This is a genomic window from Jeotgalibacillus aurantiacus, assembly GCF_020595125.1.
Lineage (GTDB): Bacteria > Bacillota > Bacilli > Bacillales > Jeotgalibacillaceae > Jeotgalibacillus > Jeotgalibacillus aurantiacus.
The window spans coordinates 972,189-994,110 of record NZ_JACNMS010000001.1 but is presented as its reverse complement, the minus strand read 5'-3'; the positions used below and the strand labels follow the sequence as shown (position 1 = coordinate 994,110).

21 protein-coding genes and 1 rRNA gene are annotated in these 21,922 nt (G+C 45.2%); 7 read left to right on the top strand and 15 right to left on the bottom strand.

All coding sequences use genetic code 11. The features are described 5' to 3' along the window. The 15 genes from H7968_RS04710 to dnaA form a co-directional block, all read right to left on the bottom strand. Positions 1 to 97 (bottom strand): 16S ribosomal RNA (locus tag H7968_RS04710); the annotation flags it as partial. Between the two features lie 393 nt (positions 98 to 490). Continuing rightward, positions 491 to 1,267, bottom strand: coding sequence for an ABC transporter permease subunit (locus H7968_RS04705; RefSeq protein WP_227395056.1), 777 nt, complete (start codon positions 1,265 to 1,267; stop codon positions 491 to 493). Further along, entirely contained in the window at positions 1,264 to 2,160 is an 897-nt protein-coding gene (locus H7968_RS04700) for an ABC transporter ATP-binding protein (protein WP_227395055.1), read from the bottom strand. The genes H7968_RS04705 and H7968_RS04700 overlap by 4 nt, the downstream gene beginning before the upstream one ends. After that, entirely contained in the window at positions 2,161 to 2,352 is a 192-nt protein-coding gene (locus H7968_RS04695; protein ID WP_134375603.1) for a PLD nuclease N-terminal domain-containing protein, read from the bottom strand. Beyond that, positions 2,345 to 2,563 (bottom strand): sigmaY antisigma factor component, encoded by a 219-nt coding sequence (locus H7968_RS04690; RefSeq protein WP_227395054.1) that lies wholly within the window; start codon positions 2,561 to 2,563, stop codon positions 2,345 to 2,347. The genes H7968_RS04695 and H7968_RS04690 overlap by 8 nt, the downstream gene beginning before the upstream one ends. Then, positions 2,556 to 2,861: a YxlC family protein gene (locus tag H7968_RS04685; RefSeq protein WP_227395053.1), complete on the bottom strand. Its 306-nt coding sequence runs from the start codon at positions 2,859 to 2,861 to the stop codon at positions 2,556 to 2,558. The genes H7968_RS04690 and H7968_RS04685 overlap by 8 nt, the downstream gene beginning before the upstream one ends. Further along, on the bottom strand, positions 2,839 to 3,336 hold the full coding sequence (locus tag H7968_RS04680; RefSeq protein WP_227395052.1) for a sigma-70 family RNA polymerase sigma factor: 498 nt from the start codon (positions 3,334 to 3,336) through the stop codon (positions 2,839 to 2,841). The genes H7968_RS04685 and H7968_RS04680 overlap by 23 nt, the downstream gene beginning before the upstream one ends. 348 nt (positions 3,337 to 3,684) lie before the next feature. Then, on the bottom strand, positions 3,685 to 4,779 hold the full coding sequence (locus tag H7968_RS04675) for an HD-GYP domain-containing protein (RefSeq protein WP_227395051.1): 1,095 nt from the start codon (positions 4,777 to 4,779) through the stop codon (positions 3,685 to 3,687). A 155-nt stretch (positions 4,780 to 4,934) separates the two neighbouring features. Further along, positions 4,935 to 7,436 carry a DNA gyrase subunit A gene (gene gyrA, locus H7968_RS04670; RefSeq protein WP_227395050.1) on the bottom strand — a complete coding sequence of 834 codons (2,502 nt, stop codon included), beginning with the start codon at positions 7,434 to 7,436 and terminating at the stop codon, positions 4,935 to 4,937. 166 nt (positions 7,437 to 7,602) lie between these two features. After that, positions 7,603 to 9,543, bottom strand: coding sequence for a DNA topoisomerase (ATP-hydrolyzing) subunit B (gyrB, locus tag H7968_RS04665; RefSeq protein ID WP_227395049.1), 1,941 nt, complete (start codon positions 9,541 to 9,543; stop codon positions 7,603 to 7,605). Between the two features lie 26 nt (positions 9,544 to 9,569). Then, positions 9,570 to 9,824, bottom strand: a complete 255-nt coding sequence (gene remB, locus H7968_RS04660; RefSeq protein WP_134375610.1) for an extracellular matrix regulator RemB — start codon at positions 9,822 to 9,824, stop codon at positions 9,570 to 9,572. Positions 9,825 to 9,829: 5 nt separating this feature from the next. Next, a complete protein-coding gene (recF, locus tag H7968_RS04655) occupies positions 9,830 to 10,957 on the bottom strand; it encodes a DNA replication/repair protein RecF (RefSeq protein ID WP_227395048.1) in 1,128 nt (375 codons plus the stop codon). Positions 10,958 to 10,971: 14 nt separating this feature from the next. Further along, positions 10,972 to 11,193 carry a S4 domain-containing protein YaaA gene (gene yaaA / locus H7968_RS04650; RefSeq protein WP_227395047.1) on the bottom strand — a complete coding sequence of 74 codons (222 nt, stop codon included), beginning with the start codon at positions 11,191 to 11,193 and terminating at the stop codon, positions 10,972 to 10,974. Between the two features lie 439 nt (positions 11,194 to 11,632). Beyond that, complete coding sequence (dnaN, locus tag H7968_RS04645) at positions 11,633 to 12,769, bottom strand: DNA polymerase III subunit beta (protein WP_227395046.1); 1,137 nt, start codon at positions 12,767 to 12,769, stop codon at positions 11,633 to 11,635. A gap of 197 nt (positions 12,770 to 12,966) precedes the next feature. Beyond that, positions 12,967 to 14,313 carry a chromosomal replication initiator protein DnaA gene (gene dnaA / locus H7968_RS04640; protein ID WP_134375614.1) on the bottom strand — a complete coding sequence of 449 codons (1,347 nt, stop codon included), beginning with the start codon at positions 14,311 to 14,313 and terminating at the stop codon, positions 12,967 to 12,969. A gap of 998 nt (positions 14,314 to 15,311) precedes the next feature. Here dnaA and rpmH point away from each other — a divergent pair. The 7 genes from rpmH (at position 15,312) to rsmG (ending at position 21,918) form a co-directional block, all read left to right on the top strand. Further along, entirely contained in the window at positions 15,312 to 15,446 is a 135-nt protein-coding gene (gene rpmH / locus H7968_RS04635) for a 50S ribosomal protein L34 (RefSeq protein ID WP_084215458.1), read from the top strand. Positions 15,447 to 15,519: 73 nt separating this feature from the next. Beyond that, entirely contained in the window at positions 15,520 to 15,876 is a 357-nt protein-coding gene (rnpA, locus tag H7968_RS04630; RefSeq protein ID WP_227395045.1) for a ribonuclease P protein component, read from the top strand. A 101-nt stretch (positions 15,877 to 15,977) separates the two neighbouring features. Beyond that, positions 15,978 to 16,730, top strand: coding sequence for a YidC family membrane integrase SpoIIIJ (gene spoIIIJ, locus H7968_RS04625; RefSeq protein WP_264476634.1), 753 nt, complete (start codon positions 15,978 to 15,980; stop codon positions 16,728 to 16,730). Between the two features lie 17 nt (positions 16,731 to 16,747). After that, on the top strand, positions 16,748 to 17,365 hold the full coding sequence (gene jag, locus H7968_RS04620; protein ID WP_227395043.1) for an RNA-binding cell elongation regulator Jag/EloR: 618 nt from the start codon (positions 16,748 to 16,750) through the stop codon (positions 17,363 to 17,365). A 333-nt stretch (positions 17,366 to 17,698) separates the two neighbouring features. After that, positions 17,699 to 19,084, top strand: coding sequence for a tRNA uridine-5-carboxymethylaminomethyl(34) synthesis GTPase MnmE (mnmE, locus tag H7968_RS04615; protein WP_134375618.1), 1,386 nt, complete (start codon positions 17,699 to 17,701; stop codon positions 19,082 to 19,084). 208 nt (positions 19,085 to 19,292) lie between these two features. Beyond that, positions 19,293 to 21,188, top strand: coding sequence for a tRNA uridine-5-carboxymethylaminomethyl(34) synthesis enzyme MnmG (mnmG, locus tag H7968_RS04610; RefSeq protein WP_227395042.1), 1,896 nt, complete (start codon positions 19,293 to 19,295; stop codon positions 21,186 to 21,188). A gap of 16 nt (positions 21,189 to 21,204) precedes the next feature. Then, positions 21,205 to 21,918, top strand: a complete 714-nt coding sequence (gene rsmG / locus H7968_RS04605; RefSeq protein WP_227395041.1) for a 16S rRNA (guanine(527)-N(7))-methyltransferase RsmG — start codon at positions 21,205 to 21,207, stop codon at positions 21,916 to 21,918. The last annotated feature ends 4 nt before the right edge of the window (positions 21,919 to 21,922 follow it).

Sequence of the window (21,922 nt, the reverse complement as noted above, 5' to 3'; positions counted from 1 at the left end):
ACATCCGAGAAGCAAGCTTCTCTTCCGTTCGCTCGACTTGCATGTATTAGGCACGCCGCCAGCGTTCGTCCTGAGCCAGGATCAAACTCTCCGTAAAGTGTTTGAAAAGCTCATTGTCTTTTTTATTCGAAAAAGACTTAAAATCTTAAACGTTGACGTTTGGTTGTTTAGTTTTCAAGGTTCAATACTTCTTTTCGCTTCCTTCTATATTATAAGAAGAAAGTGTTTGTTGCTCTCTCAAGCGACCAATCTATCATAACACGACTTCGTTTATGTCGTCAACTGTTATTTTGAAAAAGTTTTTTCAGCATCCAGTTGAAATTGATGGCCGTTGTTTTTCGCAACGAGGAATAATATATCACGGATGTTTCATATAACGCAACCCTTTTTAAATAAACTATTAATTTAATTTATTTCAAAGCTCTAACCCCATAAAAAAAGAGCAGGATCCGTATCCATGCTCTGCGTTAAACATTATAGCGAAAAACAATTACTGTACCCACTCTTTTTTCTTTAAATATCGTATAGAACCGGCGACCAGCAGCACACTCAATAGGATCGTACTTATAATGGAGCGCCACGCACCCTCTGGAGATTCGTTCATCATAATCGCCTGTGAATGAAGCGTCAGACTTCCCGGCGTCCACAGCATTGGCTCTCTAAAGATGGATGACAGTAAAGATAATAGCAATAGAATCACAAGTCCCGCTCCAGCCACTGCTGCACTTCTTTTTAACACCGTGCTTAAAGACAGGACGAGCGAGACAGCAAACAGCAGCCACAGAATATAGAAGAAAGAGGCAGACATCACATCCGCAAAGGAAATCGGATCAAACAGCAGATAAATGTAGTATAGTGATGCAGCTGCACCCGCGACGTAGGATATTAACACGATCGCTGCAGCTGCCGTCCATTTAGAAAAGAAGTAGGCGAAGTAGGAAACAGGCTTTGCGAGCACCATAACCGCTGTACCTCCTGTGCGTTCACCTGAAAGCATACCCATAATGCCAAGCACCACCACAAACAGACCAATTTGTGAGAACTGTCCGAGTGTCTCAACGAAAACCTGACCCGCTCCCGGCAGAGGAATCTCGATCACCGCTCCTTCCGGAAGACCGCCAAACTGTTCTAAAATGTCCGGCAGGTAGTAGCTCGTTAACGGCTGCATGATTCCGAGCGCGATAAAAACGAGTGGCATCCAAAGCCACTTATAGCTTCTTTTCATTTCAAGCCATTCTTTTTTTAATAATACAGGGTAGGCATTCATACGTTCATCACCTCGTGAAAGACATCCTCTAATGTGGCTGTACCGACTTCCATTGACCGGACCGGCAGCTGGTGGGCTATCATTTCTTTTAATAGGAGTGGTCGCAGCATATCCATTTCCATTCCTTTTACGATCGCTGTACGGTCATCCGATTTAATCGTTAGAACGGGATGCTTTTGTTTCAATAAAGTAACCCACTCCTCAATCGATTCATCGGAGCGTATCGTGATTTCCGGACGGTCATAGGAAGCATACACCTGTTCAAGGGAGTCAAAGAGCACTTTTTTTCCATGATTCATGATCAGTACATCATCGCACAACGTCTGGGCATCGTGCAGAACGTGTGTAGAGTATAGGATGGTCATTTCCTGCTTTAACTCCTGAAGCAGATCCATCACATCTTTACGTCCGGCCGGATCTAGTGCTGATACCGGTTCATCAAGCAGCAACAGCTTTGGCTGATGGATCAGTGCCTGTGCGATACCAAGCCGCTGTTTCATCCCGCCTGAGAAGCCGCCGATTTTTTTATTCGCTGCTTCTTTTAAACCGACCCGTTCCAACAGCTGATCGGCGCGGATGATCCCTTCCTTTTTAGAAACTTTACCAAGCTCTGCAGCAAAAATAAGGTATTCTTTTGCGGTCATCCAGTTAAAAAAGGACGGATATTGTGGTAGAAATCCAATCAGGCTTCTATTGTCTCCGTGATGCTGATCAAATGTTATGGTCCCTGCCGTTGGTTCAGCCAGCCCACTGATCATGTGAAGTGTCGTTGTTTTCCCGGCGCCGTTTGGACCGAGTAGCGCTGTTGTCCGACCGGGTGAAAGAGAGAAAGTAAGCTGGTCCACCGCTTTTGCTGAACCATATGATTTTGTTAAGCCTGAGACGCTAATCATCTAGGTATCCCTTCTTCCGATGATAAAGTAAAGGACTGGGCCAATCAGATTAATGAACAGAATAATGATCACCCACAGCCATTTCGGACCGTTCACAGAAGGTCGTTTGGCCAGATCTACCAGGGCTAAAACGGCAATTACAATATTAATAAATGCCAGAGGCGCGATTAAAGCGAAATTTAATTCATCCATTTTCATCTCTCCTTTTGATTAAATAAGGCTGTAGTTTACGGGACCAGACTAAATAGCAAATGAGCGGAAGTGGCGTCTGGATAATGCCCCAAATGCCCCAGAACCATTTTGCATGCCCTCTTTTTCTTGCATCCGTGAATAAATAAATACTCTGGGCAAGGACAATGAGGATCAGCAAAATGAGCAGCCGGATATCAGGTAGTTCATTCATGCTGTCTCACCCCATTTCTGCGGCGATAAATCATACCTGAGATGCCCGCAATGATAAAAAAGAGAAGCTGACCTACTGCATAAAGGACCGGATCGTTGATCAACACGAGTAGCGTGACGGTGACGAGACATAGCGCAATGAGAATGAACCAGATCAGCTCCTTGCGCTGACGCTTGCGTGTTTCTGCCATCATCATGTGGATCTCTGCCAAAGACGGAGGTGCTGCTGTCACCCGATCAAGGTCACGCAATCCCTCTTTCAATTTTTCTTCTATGTCATCGTGCCTGTTGTGTTTCATTGTCTCCCAGCTCCTTTCTCAGCTTAGTCATTGCGTGATGCATCCGGGATTTAACCGTACCGGTCGAAACCTGGCAGATCGTTGCGATTTCTTCATAGGAATAGCCGTAATAATAGCTCAAAACGACAGGAATCCGGTGGATATCCTTTAACGTTTTCAGCGCTTCTGCAATCTCAAGTCCCGGTCCCTCCCCAAGCTTCCATTCCAGCTGACGGCTGTTCAGGTACATGTGCTCCCGCTTTTTCCGGCGTTTTTTATCAATCCAGAGGTTCGTTGCGATCTGGATCATCCACGTTGTAAAGGCTGACTTCTTCGGATTGTACTGAGCGTAACGCTCGATACAGCGAATCATTGTATCCTGCGCGAGATCCTCGGCTTCAGCAGGATGAAGGGTCAGCTTGACTAAATAGGCATATAAAAACGAATAATGTTCATGCAGCAGCACGCTCAGCTGCTCTGGTGTCGTTCTCTTCATCCTGCCTCTCCTTTCTTTTTCTATGGCTTATACGATTCAGGTCACCCATTTGTTCAAATCATTTTAAAATTTTTTAAAAAAACTTTTTTTATCAAAAGAAAAGAGCTATCTCCGTTAGGAAATAACTCTGTTAAGAATGTCAGTTTTCATCAATCGTACCGGGGGCATCCGTAGACTCCTGCGGCAGAGAAGCGACAGGTGAGACAGCGTAGTGCGTAGCGCTAGCTGGCTCACCGCGCGGCCGCGGAAAGCGAAGGATGCCCCCGGTACGATGTGGTTTCATTTTGAGATAGATATGAAATATAATGTCATGCCTTTTTTAAACACTATGAAAAAAGCGATTTCATTCTAGGAAATAACTCTTTCAATAAACAGTTTGCGGTTCGTTGACAGGTCAATGACTTCTTCTGTTGTTGTCAAGCGGACCATTGGGCGGAGGAGTTCGTCCGGTTTTGTGAAGATCACTTCAGCGACCTGTTCGTTGGACAGTTCGACCTTTGTCCCGGTGGACAGGTTGCCGATCATTTCCTGAAGTGTTTTTAACAGGATAATGTCAAATTTGCCAAATTCGTCATGCATGATTGTTTCCAGCGCTTTAAATGGTGATTGTTTGGCGCGGTACAGCCGTTCAGACGTCATGGCATGATACACGTCAGCAAGAGCGATCATCTGAGCCGGCAGGTTAATCTCTGACCGTTTACTTCCTCTCGGATAGCCGCTGCCATCCAGTCGTTCATGGTGCTGATAGATGGCCTGTTTCATTTCATTTTTCAAAAGAGGTGTGTCCATGACATATTGATAGCTGTAAATCGGATGCTTACGAATCTCAATTGCTTCCTCCTGTGTGAGTGGCCCTGTTTTCTTTAAAATCGACAGGGGCATTTTCGCCATTCCTGTATCGGCTATAATTCCGGCCAGAGCAGTCTGGATACAGGCTCCTTTGTCGTAGCCGTATTTCTCAGCCACTAAGTAACTGATCAGCGCTGTTGAAACAGCATGGTGAGCCATATAATCCTTTGGCTGGGACCAGCGTGGGAGATAATAAATAATATCCCGGTCAGACGATACTACTTTTAAAAGCGGTGTCAGTTTATTTTTCAGGTCAACTACATCCACTTTACTTCCGGATTGCCAACCATTGAAGGCAGCATTGAAGAACTTAACAAAATCCATATAAAGCTTTTTGAAGGAATAATTTTCAACCTCATCATAAGCACCGGCTTCATGAAATACTTCTTCGTCTTTGATTGGTTCTGCATCGATCATTTCTCCATCGGCTGTTTTAGACAAAATCGCAAGCTGGCGAATGTTAAATGCCCTCAGCACTTCAATATGTATAGGGTCAATTTCTGTTCCTTTCTTGATGATCGGATTTGCCGTCAGCCCCATTACATCCTCAGCAGCAATACACCCTATCTTCAGTTCTTCAACATGTACCTTCATCCTCGCACCTCGGCTAGTTCTTTTTATTCATTTTATCACATCGTAAAAGGAAAGCAGAAAGTTATTTTTCCTGTTTTTTCAGAATTTTTCAGATGGAAACAAAAAAAGAGACCGCGCCAATGAACAGCGTGATCTCTTTTTTACACAGTATTGCTTTATTCTGTTTCTTCTGACGGAGCCGCTGCTTCTAATCCTTCTGCAGCCTCTTCATCGATCTCATCTGTTTCTTCTTCTTTTTCAATACGTGTCACCGTAGCCACGTATTCCTCATCACCAAGACGGATCAGCTTCACACCCTGCGTGCTTCTGCCCGTCTGGGAAATCCCGCCGACATCCATTCGGATCAGCACGCCTTGCGCAGTGATGACCATGATGTCTTCGTTACCGGATACGGCGTTTACAGAGACAAGACGTCCGTTTTTCTCGGTAATGTTACATGTTTTAATTCCTTTACCGCCTCTTGATTGAACGCGGTATTCTGCTTCAGGCGTCCGTTTACCATAGCCGTTTTCCGTTACGACCAGGATATCGTTGTCTTTTTCAAGTACTTCCATGCCAACGACTTCATCGTCTGCATTCAGACGGATTCCTCTTACCCCGGCAGCTGTACGTCCCATTGAGCGGACGTCGGTTTCAGGGAAACGGATCAGGAGACCGTTTTTCGTTCCGATGATCATTTCCTGACTGCCGTCTGTAAATTTCACCGAAATGAGCTCGTCATCCTCACGCAGGTTGATCGCAATCAGCCCGTTTGTACGGATGTTGGCGAAATCGGTTGCCTGTGTACGTTTCGCCAGACCTTTACGCGTCGTAAAGAAGAAGTAAGAGTCCTCTTTGAATTCCTCTACACGGATCATCGCGTTCACGACTTCGTCTTTATCTATTTCAAGAAGGTTGATAATTGGAAGACCTTTCGCCGTCCGGCTGTACTCAGGAATTTCATAACCTTTTGTACGGTATACTTTCCCTTTATTCGTAAAGAATAGGATCGTATCATGCGTAGAGGTCGTCAGCAGGTGCTCAACGAAATCATTTTCGTTCGTACCCATCCCCTGAATCCCCCGGCCACCGCGTTTTTGAGAACGGTAGGTAGAAGCCGGCAGACGTTTGATATAACCGTTATGCGTAAGCGTCACAATCAGGTTTTCACGCGGGATCAGGTCTTCATCCTCGATCATTTCCGCTCCGCCTGTTGTGATCTCTGTACGGCGCTTATCGTTAAAACGTTCTTTTAATTCAAGCAGCTCTTCACGGATGATTTCCACCACGCGTGCTTCACTTGCAAGAATTTCTTTCAGGTCTTTAATTAACGCAACGAGTGACTGATATTCTTCTTCAATCTTGTCGCGCTCAAGTCCTGTCAGACGCTGAAGACGCATATCAAGAATCGCCTGTGCCTGCTTTTCAGACAGACTGAACTGCTCCATCAACCCTTCACGCGCAAGGTCCGCTGTTTCAGAACCACGGATTAAGGCAATAATTTCATCAATATGATCAAGCGCAATGCGCAGACCTTCTAGAATATGTGCACGTGCTTCCGCTTTACGGAGTTCAAATTCCGTTCTGCGTCGGATCACGACTTTTTGGTGCTCTAAATAATGGTGAAGCGCTTCTTTCAGGTTCAGTACCTTCGGCTGACCGTCTACAAGCGCCAGCATATTAATACCGAAGCTCGTCTGAAGAGCGGTCTGCTTGTATAAATTATTTAACAGGACGTTGGCATTTGCATCACGTCGAACTTCAATGACGATTCGCATACCGTTACGGTCAGATTCATCACGAAGATCCGTAATGCCATCAATCTTCTTATCACGCACAAGCTCAGCAATTTTCTCAATCAGCTTCGCTTTATTAACCTGATAAGGAATTTCATGAACGAGAATCGTTTCCCGTCCATTGGCTTTCTGTTCGATTTCAACCTTCGCACGCTGAACAACGGATCCTCTACCCGTTTCATAGGCGCGGCGAATCCCGCTGCGGCCTAAAATTAGAGCCCCAGTTGGGAAATCCGGTCCCGGAATATGCTCCATCAGTTCAGCAATCGTAATCTCAGGATGCTCACTGAAAGCAAGCAGGCCGTCAATGACTTCCCCGAGCTGGTGTGGAGGAATATTTGTCGCCATTCCAACTGCGATTCCGCTTGAGCCATTTACAAGCAGGTTCGGGAAACGGGAAGGCAGAACGATCGGCTCACGTTCAGAACCGTCATAGTTATCACGATAGTCAATCGTATCTTTATTAATATCGCGTAGAAGCTCCATCGATATTTTGGACATTCTCGCTTCCGTATAACGCATCGCGGCAGCGGCATCTCCATCGACAGATCCAAAGTTTCCATGTCCCTCTACAAGCATATAGCGATAGCTGAAATCCTGCGCCATACGGACCATCGTGTCATACACGGCTGAGTCTCCGTGAGGGTGGTACTTACCGATTACTTCCCCGACGATACGGGCAGACTTTTTGAATGCTTTATCAGACGTCATCCCAAGGTCATTCATCGCATACAGGATACGACGGTGAACCGGCTTCAGACCGTCTCTTACATCAGGAAGCGCACGGGATACGATAACACTCATCGCATAGTCCATGAACGACGTACGCATTTCCTGGCTAATATTGATCTCATGAACATTCGAACTAGGCGTCTCGGCCATAACAACAAAAACCTCCTTATAAGAGAAAAGCCCGGTTAATCAACGGCTTTGCATCATTCAGACAGATCCTCCGCTGATTACGATCATGCCGGCTGATCTGCTGTTTTTTCTTTAAAACAGTAAGAAGGGATAGAACAGATGCCTATCCCTCTCTTCTATCCACCTGTTACACGTCCAGGTTTTTCACGTAGGCAGCATTGTCCTCGATAAACTGACGGCGCGGCTCTACTTTATCCCCCATCAGAATCTCAAACGTTTCATCCGCTTCAATCGCATCTTCCATCGTGACTTGTAAAAGCGTACGTGATTCCGGATTCATCGTTGTTTCCCATAGCTGCTCCGGATTCATCTCACCAAGACCCTTATAACGCTGAAGTCCCGGTTTTGGTGCCGCTGGGATTTCTTCAAGAATCTTATTCAGTTCGCGGTCTGTATACGCATAGCGGATTGTTTTCCCCTGCGTAATTTTATATAACGGCGGCTGTGCAATATAAATATAACCTGCCTCAATAATTTGTCTCATATAACGGTACAGGAATGTTAATAGGAGCGTACGAATGTGCGCACCGTCTACATCGGCATCCGTCATGATGACAATTTTATGGTAACGGGCTTTTGAAATATCGAACTCTTCCCCGATGCCTGTGCCAAGCGCTGTGATGATCGCACGAATTTCATTATTCGACAGAATCTTATCAAGACGTGCTTTCTCAACGTTAATGATCTTTCCACGCAGCGGCAGGATCGCCTGGAAATGACGGTCACGGCCCTGCTTGGCTGATCCGCCGGCCGAGTCACCCTCAACGACATACAGCTCGCTGATCTTAGGATCCCGTGAAGAACAGTCAGCGAGTTTCCCCGGAAGACTTGATACTTCAAGCGCACTCTTTCTGCGTGTTAACTCACGTGCTTTTTTCGCTGCAAGACGCGCACGCGCCGCCATGGAACCCTTGTCCACGATCTGGCGGGCAACAGTCGGGTTTTCCATCATAAATTTATCGAAATGCTCCGAAAAGAGCTGATCTGTAATCGTTCTTGCTTCAGAGTTGCCGAGCTTTGTTTTTGTCTGTCCTTCAAACTGCGGATCCGGATGCTTAATCGAAATAATCGCGGTTAAGCCTTCACGCACGTCTTCACCGGACAGATTGCCATCGGCGTCTTTTAATAAATTATTGCGGGCTGCATAACTGTTAATCACGCGGGTAAGCGCAGTCTTAAAGCCTGATTCATGCGTTCCACCCTCATACGTGTTAATGTTATTGGCAAATGAATAAATATTGCTTGAAAACCCCTGATTGTACTGCATGGAAATTTCAATAGAGATGCCGTCTTTTTCACCTTCGATAAAGACCGGCTCTTCATGAATAACTTCCTTCGTGCGGTTCAAGTGCTCAACATAAGACTTAATTCCGCCTTCATAGTGGTAATGCTTTTTAATATTATTTCCTTCTTCATCCTGCGCGCGCTGATCCTCAATTTCAAGAGCCAGACCGCGGTTAAGAAAGGCAAGCTCACGCACACGGTTTGCAAGCGTGTCAAAGTCGTATTCCGTCGTTTCAGTGAAAATTTCAGGATCCGCTTTAAAGCGTGTAACCGTTCCAGTGTGGTCCGTTTCTCCGACAATCTTCAAATCGAACTGCGGCACACCTTTTTTATATGTCTGGGTATAGATGTTGCCATCACGGTGAACAAATACTTCAAGCTGCTCTGAAAGGGCGTTAACAACTGAAGCCCCTACTCCGTGCAGTCCGCCGGATACTTTATATCCGCCGCCGCCGAACTTACCGCCGGCGTGAAGCACAGTCATAATGACCTCAACAGCAGGACGTCCCATCTTTTCGTGTGTACCAACCGGAATTCCCCGGCCGTTATCTTCTACTTCGATCCAATTATCTTCTGTGATTCTGATTTTGATTGTGTCACAGTGGCCCGCAAGCGCCTCGTCAATACTGTTATCAACGATTTCCCATACGAGATGGTGAAGTCCTCTTGAGGAAGTCGAGCCGATATACATTCCCGGACGCTTCCGGACGGCTTCGAGACCTTCAAGAACCTGTATCTGATTTTCATCGTAGGCTTGCTGGATTTGTGTATCTTCAGTTGCCACGCGATTTCACCTGCACTTTCTATTACTTAGGACCGGTTATACGGTCTGCTCATTTTTTCCGCTCTTTTTTTAAGGGTTGCTGATGACAATGGCGATAAATAAACCTTGAAATCAGTAATAACAATGGCTTTACAGGCAGACTGACAGAGATCAACGATACCGTTTTCGTTGTCTTTCATAAACTGCTCCATAATGAGCGAACCCTCTGCCGCCTGTACATCCATTATCGCCACGATGTCATTCATTCTTACCATTGCGTCTTCCCCAATATGCACATACACCTGGGTCAGCCCCCTTTTGATTTCTTTACAATGCTGCCCTGCTCAACAATAAATGTAGTGGCCTCGTTCAGGGTCTCATGATCAATCCCTTCGACACTCGTTGTCGTGACAAAGGTCTGGACCTTGCCCTGAATCGTATTTAAAAGATGTGACTGACGGTAATCGTCAAGCTCAGACAGCACATCATCAAGCAAAAGAATCGGATATTCACCGATTTCCGAATGGATCAGCTCTATTTCAGCAAGCTTAATGGAGAGCGCCGTCGTTCTTTGCTGACCCTGTGAGCCAAACGTCTGAACATCGTGACCATTTACAAGAAACTGTAAATCATCCCGGTGCGGACCGACTAAGGTGACTCCCCGCTCAATCTCGCGCTTTCGCAATCCTTCAAACTTTTCCCTGAACGCATCTTCAACCTCTTGATGGGAGACGCCTGAATCAACAGGAATCGAAGGCTTGTACACCACTTCAAGTGTTTCAAGTCCTCTTGAAATCCCTTTATGGATCGGTTCAGCCCATTCCTGCAAAAGCTTCAAATAATGAAAGCGGCGCACCACAATTTTAGCAGCCATCTCAATAAACTGATCCGTCAGCACATCAAGCATCGTCTGATCCTTTTGGCGCTGCGTCTGAAGCTGCTTTAAATAATGGTTTCGCTGCTGGAGAATCTTCTGGTAAAGACTGCTGTCGTGCAGATAGACCGCTGAAACCTGTCCAATCTCCATATCAATAAAACGACGCCTTACTTGAGGGCTCCCCTTCACGAGGTGGAGATCTTCGGGCGCAAACATCACAACATTCATATGGCCGACATAGCGGCTGAGTTTTGATTGTTCAAGGTGATTGACTTTTGCTTTCTTCCCTTTTTTTGAAATGATCAGTTCCAGGGGAAGAGCACCGTGCTGCTTCATCACTCTACCTTTTATTTTAGCATATTCCTCATCCCATTGTATTAAATCTTTGTCATTTGACGTTCTATGGGATTTTGCCATCGCCAGGACAAAAATGGACTCCATGACGTTTGTCTTGCCCTGAGCGTTCTCTCCGAGGATCACATTGACATTATTATCAAAGGTCAGGGTCATTTTTTCGTAATTTCGATAATGCGAAAGCTCGAGCTCCTCAATGTGCATGCATGAACATCCTTCTACCCTTCCGACTTCACCGTATAAGTGCCGACTTCCGGAATATATATTTCATCGCCATCGCGCAGCTTACGTCCTCTGCGCTGGTCCTGTTCCTTGTTAATAAAAATTTCATGCTCACTTAAAAACCATTTGGCCATCCCGCCACTCTGGATAATGTTCGCAAGCTTTAAAAATTGACCGAGGGTAATATATTCGGTCTGGATCGTGATTTTTTCACTCATGTCCGTTCACTTCTTTCTTATTGACTTATCCTTTTATTTTACCTTAACGGGTACGCGAAAACAAAGAAAACATGGAGTTGTAATGATTGTAAAGGATGGGGGTGGCGTCGAATTTTGGGAGGCGGTTGATTTTTTTAGAAATGTACTGTTTGGGTGAGTGATTGACTCGATTCAGAAAATAATTGTATCGTTTCAACATTTTTTCGTACTGTTTCAGCATTTTATTGTATCGTTTGCTGCAGATAGCAGGTGAATTGTTCTGTTTGGTCTGTTAATTGTATCACTACGGCGATAGATTTGTATCGTTCCACTCAGGAATTGTAACGTTCCCCAAAATGAAAAATCCTCTTCCCCATCCGGCCTTCACTAAAACAAAAAACTGAAACACATCCCGCCAAATTGAGCGGCTGTGTTTCAGTCTTTCAATGAATCACTGACATTAGTACGTACGAACAGGTGTGATCAGCTGAAGAATGCTGTCATCTGCTGTCGGGCGAAGAACGAATGGTCTCATCGCACCGGTAAACTGGATATTCGTTTCTGTACCTTCAAGCACCTTTAACGCATCCATCATGTATTTCGCACTGAATGAAATCGTCAGCGCTTCACCAGTTGTTTCATCACTCTGGATTTCCTCAACAACCTTCCCGATTTCAGGAGTGTTAGATGAAATCTGAACATTACCGTCTTCACTGATCAACAGCTTCACGACATTGTTGCGTTCTTCACGTGCTAACAAGGAAGCACGGTCGATCGCCTGTAAAAATTCTTTTCCGCCAACAGTCATCGACGTTTTGCTTTCAGACGGAACGAGTCTTGACGTATCAGGATAATTTCCTTCAAGCAGTCTTGAAAAGAACAGTACGTGCTTGGAGCGGAACAGCACCTGGTTCTCTGTCATGACGATTTCTGTTTCATCTGCTGTATCTTCAAGAATTTTGTTCAGTTCATTTAGACTTTTACCCGGAATAACGGCTTTGTATGGCTCGCCGTTTCCTCCGCTGACCGGTGCTTTACGCATGGCCAGACGATGGGAATCTGTTGCAACACAGTTTAAAGTACCGTCTTCCACCGTCCAGTTTACACCTGTCAAGATAGGGCGTGTTTCTGAGGTGGACACTGCGAACACCGTCTGACGAATAATCGTTTTTAAAAGGTTTGTCGGGATTTTCAGTACGCTGTCTTCCTCAATTTCCGGAAGATGCGGATATTCTCTTACATCCTGGCCGTTTAAGTTGAATTCCGATTTTCCTGAGCGGATCACGGTTTGCAGGTGTGAGTGGACTTCAATTTCCACTGTATCAAGCGGCAGCTTTTTCACGATGCTTTCAAAAAATCTGGCCTGAAGGACAATGCCCCCTGTTTCTTCAACATGAACGATTTCCTTACCATCTTCTTCTTTTGGAATAAACGATTCAATCGAAATATCTGAATCACTTCCAGTCAGTGTAATTCCTTCCTCGTGAGCTGTAATTTTAATTCCGCTCAAAATCGGAATCGCTGTTCTGGATGAGACCGCTTTGATGACATCATTAACGCCATCAACAAGACGATCACGCTGAATCTGAAATTTCATGTAAGATATCCTCCAACTCTTCGCAAGTTTGCTGCGAGTTATATAATAAATATTTTTAAATAAACTTAGTAATAATAGTAGGGGCTGTGGATATGTGGATATGTCTGTTAATGACTGACATGACGTGTTATCCGCATGTGAATAGAATGTGGTCGAACGTGCACGGATTTTGTCACTTATACACAGCGGTTATTTCCCTACTTTTGCAGTTCGGCTTTAATATCCTTCAATTCCTGCTTTAAAGATTCGTCTGTTGCGAGCAGTTTTGAAATTTTTTCGTGGGCATGTATAACCGTTGTATGATCACGCCCTCCGAATTCTTCCCCGATCTTCGGTAAAGAGAAGTCTGTCATCTCACGCGACAGATACATCGCGATCTGCCTTGGAAATGCGACGGTTTTTGTCCGTTTTTTCGCTTTGAAATCCTCAAGCTTTACGCTGAAATGCTCTCCCACGGTTTTTTGAATGTCCATGATCGTAATCACTTTCGGCTTGGAGCTTGGCATAATATCCTTCAGTGCTTCAGCTGCCAGGTCTGCATTAATGTCCTTGCTGACTAATGAAGAATAAGCCACAACGCGAATCAGCGCCCCTTCAAGCTCACGGATATTGGAGTCAATCTGGTTGGCGATATACAGCATCGCTTCATTTGGAATATCAAGTCCCTCTGCCTTCGCCTTTTTGCGGAGAATGGCGATTCTTGTTTCAAGATCAGGCGGTGTGATGTCCGTGATCAGCCCCCACTCAAAACGTGAACGCAGACGGTCCTCCAGTGTCGGAATCTCTTTAGGCGGCCGGTCGCTTGAGATTACGATCTGTTTACTTTCTTCATGTAAAGTATTAAAAGTATGGAAAAATTCCTCTTGCGTCTGTTCTTTCCCGGCTAAAAATTGAATATCATCAATTAACAGCACATCTACGTTCCGGTACTTATTGCGGAAATCAACCGCTTTGTTATCACGGATTGAATTAATAAATTCATTGGTGAATTTCTCAGAAGATAAGTAAACAACCTTAGCAGATGCGTTATGTTCAAGCACATAATGGCCGATCGCATGCATTAAGTGCGTTTTGCCAAGTCCTACTCCCCCGTAAATAAATAACGGGTTATAAGCTTTTGCCGGTGCTTCCGCTACAGCAAGTGAAGCAGCGTGCGCGAAGCGATTACCGGATCCGATGACAAAGGTGTCAAAGGTGTACTTCGGATTCAGCATGCTCTTAGACCATTCCTGCTGGTCATCGTCAACGACGGGCTTTCTTGGGGGTGCAGCCAAAGCGAAATCATCTTCGTCCTGATTTTGAGGAATAATGAACTTGATCGTCAGCTCTTCCCCGGTTATTTCCTTTATGACACCGACAATTAATTGCGTGTAGTTCCCTTCAAGCCAGTCCCGGGCGAATTCATTAGGCGCTGTGACGGTTAAAACGTTCCGTTTAAGAGAAAAAGCTTTTGTTGACTTAAGCCAGGTTTCAAAGCTCGGTTTACTGATCTTTTTCTCCATATCCTGCAGTGCCCGGTTCCATAAATCCGTGATATTTTCCAAACTGAATGCCCCCTCCTTTTCTATAATATTTTTCGAGAAAAACATTCCCGTTTCATAAGATTTATATATATACATTTTTCTGAATAGCCGAAAATGGTGGATTCGAGGGTTATCGACACCATTCAATGGTTGTGGACAACTTTTTCCATGCATGTGAAATAGTTTATCCACAGACTATCCACATCTGTGGATAATGTTTTTCGATAGAATAAGTTATTCAGAGTGAAAACACAACTATAATATCAGATAATGCTTGTTGGTGCAATGGTTCGTATTGTTTATCCACAACCCTTTAGATAAGTGGATTTTATTTGTCCACAGACTGTTTGTCTGTGAAAAACGTGTCGATAAGCGTTGTGGATAATTTTTTTGTGAGGATTTTTGAGGAAATGAGTTATTCACAGGTTGAGAGATTTGGAGAAGGATTATTTTTGGGGTGTGGGTTATGCATTGGTTTTTTGGTTGAGTGAATGATTCGTGAGATGTTTTTGCTGAGTGGTTGAAGATTGTTTTTGGTGAGCGGGTTTGTTGGAGGAAGCGGAGTGGTTTTGCCGAGGCTGTGAACATCTGATCTGCTTGCGCGGATCAGATGTTCACAACCTCGGCGGGGGTGGCGCATTGAAATAGCGTGTGAGGAATCGATGTGGAAGAGAATTGTTTCGTTTATTGTTTATATAAGGAAGTGTGTGAAAGAAAAAACTGGCGTATTCGGTTGAACCTCTGGTTCAACCGCTTTTCAGCGGAGCTGAAAAGCAGGGAAAAAAGACAAGAAGGTGAGAGGCGAGTTTACTCGCCCTTCGCCTTCTTGTCTTTTTTCCCTGCATACGCCAGTTTTTTCGATTTTTAAATTGGCTATTGAATGCTTGGTGGGTTTTTGCTATGATATAGTGGTTGCATGAAATGAGCATAGATAGTTGATGATTGTCATCGATAGAATGAACCAGGTATTTCTGGAAGTATGATCATATAATTAAATGATCTTTTAGGAGGTGTCTTACATGAAACGTACATTCCAGCCAAATAAGCGTAAGAGAAGTAAAGTACACGGTTTCCGCGCGCGTATGAGCACGAAAAATGGACGTAAAGTTCTTGCCCGCCGCCGTCAGCGTGGACGTAAAGTATTGTCTGCTTAAGACCACTGATTCCACTCAGTGGTCTTTTTTCACTTATAAAATGAAATGACTGACGAAATTGAAGGGTGTTCTGATGAAAAAAGAGCAGCGTATTAAAAAAAATCCGGAGTTTCAGCAGGTTTTCAGGAAAGGAACATCCATGGCGAACCGCCAGTTTGTTCTTTACCGGCTGCAAAAAAAGGAACAGGCTGTTTTTCGTCTCGGGTTGTCTGTCAGTAAAAAGGTTGGAAATGCGGTCGTACGTAATCAGGTGAAGCGCTATATCCGTCAGGCTTTTTATGAATTGTCTGAGGAGCTGGATCCGCATCATGATTACATCGTGATTGCCCGTAAGCCTGCTGCTGACCTGAATTTTCATGAAACGAAAAGCAGTTTAATGCATGTGATGAAAAAATCACGTGTATTACGTGTCGAAAAAACGAAGAAATAGGGCCATAGTGTTCTATTGAAATGAAAACGTGTTACAATTACGTTTGGCAGATTATAATTTATAGGATAAAAACAGGGAGGAACAGATTAGTGAAGAAGAAAATGATTCCCTTCTTTATGATCGCGGTTGTGGCGGTTTTCTTAGCCGGCTGTACTGAAATTGACCAGCCAATCACATCCGACAGTGAAGGGATTTGGAATAGCTATTTCGTTTATCCGCTTTCTTGGCTTATTACCACGTTTGCTGAGTTTTTTAATGAGAACTACGGACTTGGGATTGTCCTTGTGACACTTTTAATCCGTTTCGTTTTACTTCCATTAATGATTAAGCAGACAAAAAACACGAAACGTATGCAGGAAATTCAGCCTGAAATGTTGAAGTTACGTGAAAAGTATTCATCCAAAGATGCTCAAACGCAACAGAAGCTTCAGCAGGAAACAATGGCGATGTTCCAGAAGCACGGAGTTAACCCGCTTGCAGGGTGTTTCCCGCTTCTTGTACAAATGCCGATTCTGATTGCATTCTACCATGCAATCGTCCGTACAACTGAAATTGCGAACCACAGCTTTTTATGGTTTGACCTTGGCGAGCCGGATCCGTTCTTTATTCTGCCGCTTGTTACAGGTTTAACGACATATTTACAGCAGAAAATTATGATGGCTGGAAATCCGGCAGGTATGAATCCGCAAATGCAGATTATGCTATACCTGATGCCGGTAATGATCGCAGTGTTTGCGATTGTCTTCCCATCGGCGCTATCTCTTTACTGGGTAGTCGGTAACATCTTCATGATTGTTCAGACACTCCTGATTAATGGAGTTGGCAGCAAGAAGACAGAGAGTTCCGTTCAATAAGACAGGGGGACCGGATTGTGGATGAAATCACACTGACAGGTGCCACCGTGGAAGAGGCTGTAGCTGAAGCACTTGTAAAACTGGCCATTTCCAGGGAACAGGCAGACATTCATGTGCTTGACGAAGGAAAAAAAGGGTTTTTAGGGATAGGCTCCCGCCCGGCAAAAGTGCAGGTCATCCGTAAAAAAGATGCGGTTGAGGAAGTGGACCGTTATCTGAAGGACGTGACTGCACATATGGGTGTGGACGTAACAACATCCATTCAGCGTGAAGGAAAAACGGTCACATTTAAGCTTGAAAGTGAAAAAGTTGCGCTGCTGATCGGCAAAAGAGGACAAACGCTTAATGCGCTGCAGTCTCTTGCCCAGCTGGTGGCCAACCGCTACTCAGCGCAATTTATCACGATCGTTTTAGATGCGGAGGATTACCGTGAGCGCAGAAGGGTGACGCTCAGTCAGCTTGCTGAAAGAATGGCTCATCAGGCAGTCCGGACGAAAAAACCGGTCAAGCTTGAACCGATGCCATCCTTTGAGCGGAAAATTATTCACAGTGCGCTATCAGGCAGACGTGATATCGAAACACATTCAGAAGGAAATGAACCCCGCCGTTATCTCGTAATTACGGCAAAAAAATAACATGATGCAGCCAGCCGGATCTCATTCGGCCGGCTGTTTTTTTGGGCGGAAGATATTAATTTAAATGAATAAAAAGCATTATAATGTAAATTAATATAAATTTTAATTTTAATAAAATCCTTAATATGGATAAATATAAATATTTTTAATGGCTATTCCAATCATGTAACTTCCTTTATATAACGGTCTGATCAATACCATACTTTACTCGAAATGCCAACTGATTTTCTTTTTAAATAGGGTGAAGTGTGCTATTCTAATGATTTAGGGAGTTCATGATAAAAAATATCCTTTATTTATAGATACGTTATGGAATGATGAGGTGAACACAGGATGGAATTTGATACGATTGCAGCGATTTCCACGCCGATGGGTGAAGGCGCAATCGCAATTGTACGGTTAAGCGGTGATGAAGCATTTCAAATTGCTGACCGCGTGTTCAAAGGGATCGGCGGGAAGCAGCTGCAGTCTGTTCCTTCTCATACGATCCATTACGGACACATTGTGGATCCAGCTAAAGATGAGACCATTGAGGAAGTCATGGTATCCGTGATGAAGGGGCCAAAAACCTTTACGCGGGAAGATGTGGTGGAGATCAATTGTCACGGCGGGATTGTCAGTGTGAATCACGTGCTGCAGCTGCTTTTAAGACAAGGAGCCAGAATGGCAGAGCCGGGTGAATTTACAAAGCGGGCTTTCTTAAATGGCCGGATTGATTTATCTCAGGCTGAAGCTGTTATGGACCTGATTCGTGCCAAAACAGATCGCGCGATGAACGTAGCGATGAATCAGATGCAGGGGCGCTTGTCCAAGCTCGTTCAGTCACTGCGACAGGAGATCCTCGAGATCCTGGCACAGGTTGAAGTGAATATTGATTATCCGGAATATGACGACGTGGAAGAAATGACGTTGAAGATGATGATGGAGAAATCACAGTATGTAAGATCAGAAATCGAGAAGCTGCTCAGAACGTCAGAGCAGGGGAAGATTTTACGTGAAGGGCTGTCAACGGTCATTATCGGGCGTCCGAACGTAGGGAAATCCTCTCTGTTAAACAGTCTTGTTCAGGAGAATAAAGCGATTGTAACGGATATTCCGGGGACAACCCGTGACGTCATTGAGGAATACGTTAATGTACGCGGCGTTCCGCTTCGCCTAGTAGATACAGCAGGGATTCGGGAAACAGAGGATATTGTTGAACGAATAGGTGTTGAACGTTCACGTAAAGTGCTGAAGGAAGCGGATTTAATTCTTCTCGTTTTAAATCACGGTGAAGAGCTTTCAGACGAAGACCGACGATTATTTGAAGCGGTGAGCGGGATGGATGTCATCGTCATCGTCAATAAAACAGACCTCGATCGTGCCATTGATTTAGATGAAGTACAGCAGCTGGCGGACCGCCACAAGCTCGTGACAACTTCTTTATTAAAGGAAGAAGGTGTTGATGAACTTGAAGAAGCCATCGCCTCTCTATTCTTTGACGGATCCGTTGAACTTGGTGACGGAACCTACGTCTCTAACAGCCGTCACATCGCACTTTTACACCAGGCGCTTCAATCAATCGAAGAAGCCATTCAAAGCGCTGAAATGGGCACACCTGTTGATATGGTCCAGATCGACCTTCGCCGCACGTGGGAAATCCTCGGCGAAATGATCGGAGACACCGTCCAGGAAAGCCTCATCGACCAGCTATTCTCGCAATTCTGCCTTGGGAAATAAAGCACCGGTCCAAAAAGCCGCTGCTTCACGATAAATATTAAGAGCTGAATGAACTGGACCTGAACACTAGATGGTGATCGTAGCGTAGAGTGCGAGACTCCTGCGGGAGAAGCGGGGCAGGTGAGACCGCCCGCGGAAAGCGAGTGCCTCCGCGGAGATCGCCCGGTGCTAGTTCATCAGCCCAAACTAAAGGAGGCCATTCATCGTCATGGTGAAAAAATTTGAGGCAGGTAACTACGACGTCATCGTCATCGGTGCAGGTCACGCCGGCGTCGAAGCCGGACTGGCAGCTGCCCGCATGGGTGCCAAAACCCTGATGCTGACGATCAACTTAGATATGGTGGCATTTATGCCATGTAACCCTTCTGTCGGAGGTCCGGCAAAAGGGATTGTTGTGCGTGAAATTGACGCACTCGGCGGTCAGATGGGCAGAACCATCGACCAGACGCACATCCAGATGCGTATGCTGAATACAGGAAAAGGCCCGGCTGTCCGTGCACTGCGCGCGCAGGCGGACAAAGTGCTGTATCAGCAAATGATGAAAGAAGCGATTGAAAATGAACCGAATATAACACTTCTTCAAGGGATGGTTGAAGAGCTGATCATTGAAGGCGAAGAGTGTCACGGCGTTGTGACCAATACGGGTGCAACATTCCGTGCGAAAACAACGATCATTACAGCTGGTACCTTCCTTCGTGGAGAGGTAATCATTGGAGATCTGAAATACTCCAGCGGTCCGAATAATCAGCAGCCGTCAATTGGTCTTGCCGATCACCTTCGCGGACTCGGTTTTGATATCGTCCGTTTCAAGACGGGAACGCCGCCGCGTGTGAACAGTCACACGATTGATTACAGCAAAACGGAAATTCAGCCGGGTGATGAAACGCCGCGTGCGTTCAGCTATGAAACGACTAACTATATTACTGATCAGCTGCCATGCTGGCTGACGTATACAAATGAGACAACGCATACCATTATTGATGAAAATTTACACCGCTCAGCGATGTATTCGGGTATGATTAAAGGAACCGGTCCACGTTACTGTCCTTCTATTGAAGATAAAGTGGTCCGCTTTAATGACAAACCACGCCATCAGATCTTTTTAGAACCTGAAGGAAGAAATACAAAAGAAGTGTATGTGCAGGGACTGTCAACGAGTCTGCCGGAGGATGTACAGCAGCAGATTCTTGCAACGATTCCGGGACTTGAAAATGCCCAGATGATGAGATCAGGTTATGCGATTGAATATGATGCAGTCGTGCCAACTCAGCTATGGCCAACACTTGAAACAAAGAAAATCCGAAACCTTTACACAGCCGGCCAGATTAACGGTACGTCCGGTTATGAAGAGGCAGCCGGTCAGGGCATTATGGCTGGTATTAATGCAGCGCGCCGTGCTTTTGGTCAGGACGAAGTGATCCTCAGCCGCTCTGATGCCTATATTGGAGTGCTGATTGATGACCTTGTGACGAAGGGAACAAATGAACCTTATCGTCTGCTGACATCCCGTGCAGAATACCGTCTGCTGCTTCGTCATGACAATGCGGATCTGCGTCTGACGGATATCGGTTATGAAATTGGTCTGATTAAAGAGGATCGCTATGAAAAGTTTAATGAGAAAAAAGCACTCATTGATCTTGAAATCGATCGCCTGAAAACCGTGATGATTAAGCCGAATGAGCACGTTCAGGCGCTCCTTGAAGCGGCTGGCAGCAGTGCGTTGAAAGACGGAATTCGCGGAACGGACCTTTTAAGAAGACCGGAAATCACGTACAATCTAATTAAACAAATCATCCCGTCTGAAACCGCTCTTCCGGAGGATGTCGAAGAGCAGGTTGAAATTCAGATTAAATACGAAGGATATATTGAAAAATCACTTCAGCAGGTAGACAAGCTGAAAAAAATGGAAAATAAAAAAATTCCGGATGGTATTGATTATCAGGCCATCACAGGACTCGCAAGCGAAGCGCGCCAAAAGCTACAGGAGGTACGCCCGCTGTCGATTGCCCAGGCATCCCGTATTTCCGGGGTGAATCCGGCTGACATTTCAATTCTTCTCGTTTATATCGAACAGGGACGGATTGCAAAAGTAGCAGGCGAGTAATCAAAAGGAGAAACCGATGACAGAACAGCAGTTTTATGAACAGCTTAAAGCCAAAGGCATTGACCTTTCTGATCAACAGCTCGGGCAATTCAGAACGTATTACGAAGTGCTCGTGGAGTGGAATGAGAAGATGAACCTGACAGCCATTACGGATCGTGAAGAAGTGTATTTAAAGCACTTCTACGATTCAATAAGTGCTGCGTTTTATCTGGATTTCTCAAAGCCGATGACGATCTGTGATGTAGGTGCGGGAGCGGGTTTTCCAAGTATTCCGATTAAAATCTGCTTCCCTCACCTTGATGTTTCAATCGTGGATTCCCTGAAAAAACGAATCACGTTTCTTGAGCATTTAGCCGATGAATTAAAGCTTGATCACGTGCACTTTTACCATGATCGTGCTGAGACGTTTGGACAAAATCCGTCTCACCGCGAACAGTATGACCTGGTCACAGCGCGTGCAGTTGCAAGACTGTCGGTCCTTTCAGAGCTATGCTTACCGCTTGTGAAAACGGGTGGACAGTTTGCAGCGATGAAAGGTGCGAGCGCACCTGAAGAGCGTGAAGAAAGTAAAAAAGCGATTCAGCTTCTTGGCGGAAAAGAAACGGCCGTTCATTCTTTTACGCTGCCTGTAGAAGACAGTGAACGGTCAATCATTGTGATCAAAAAAGCAAAATCTACACCGAAAAAGTATCCAAGAAAACCGGGGACTCCTAACAAATCCCCGCTGTAAGCCG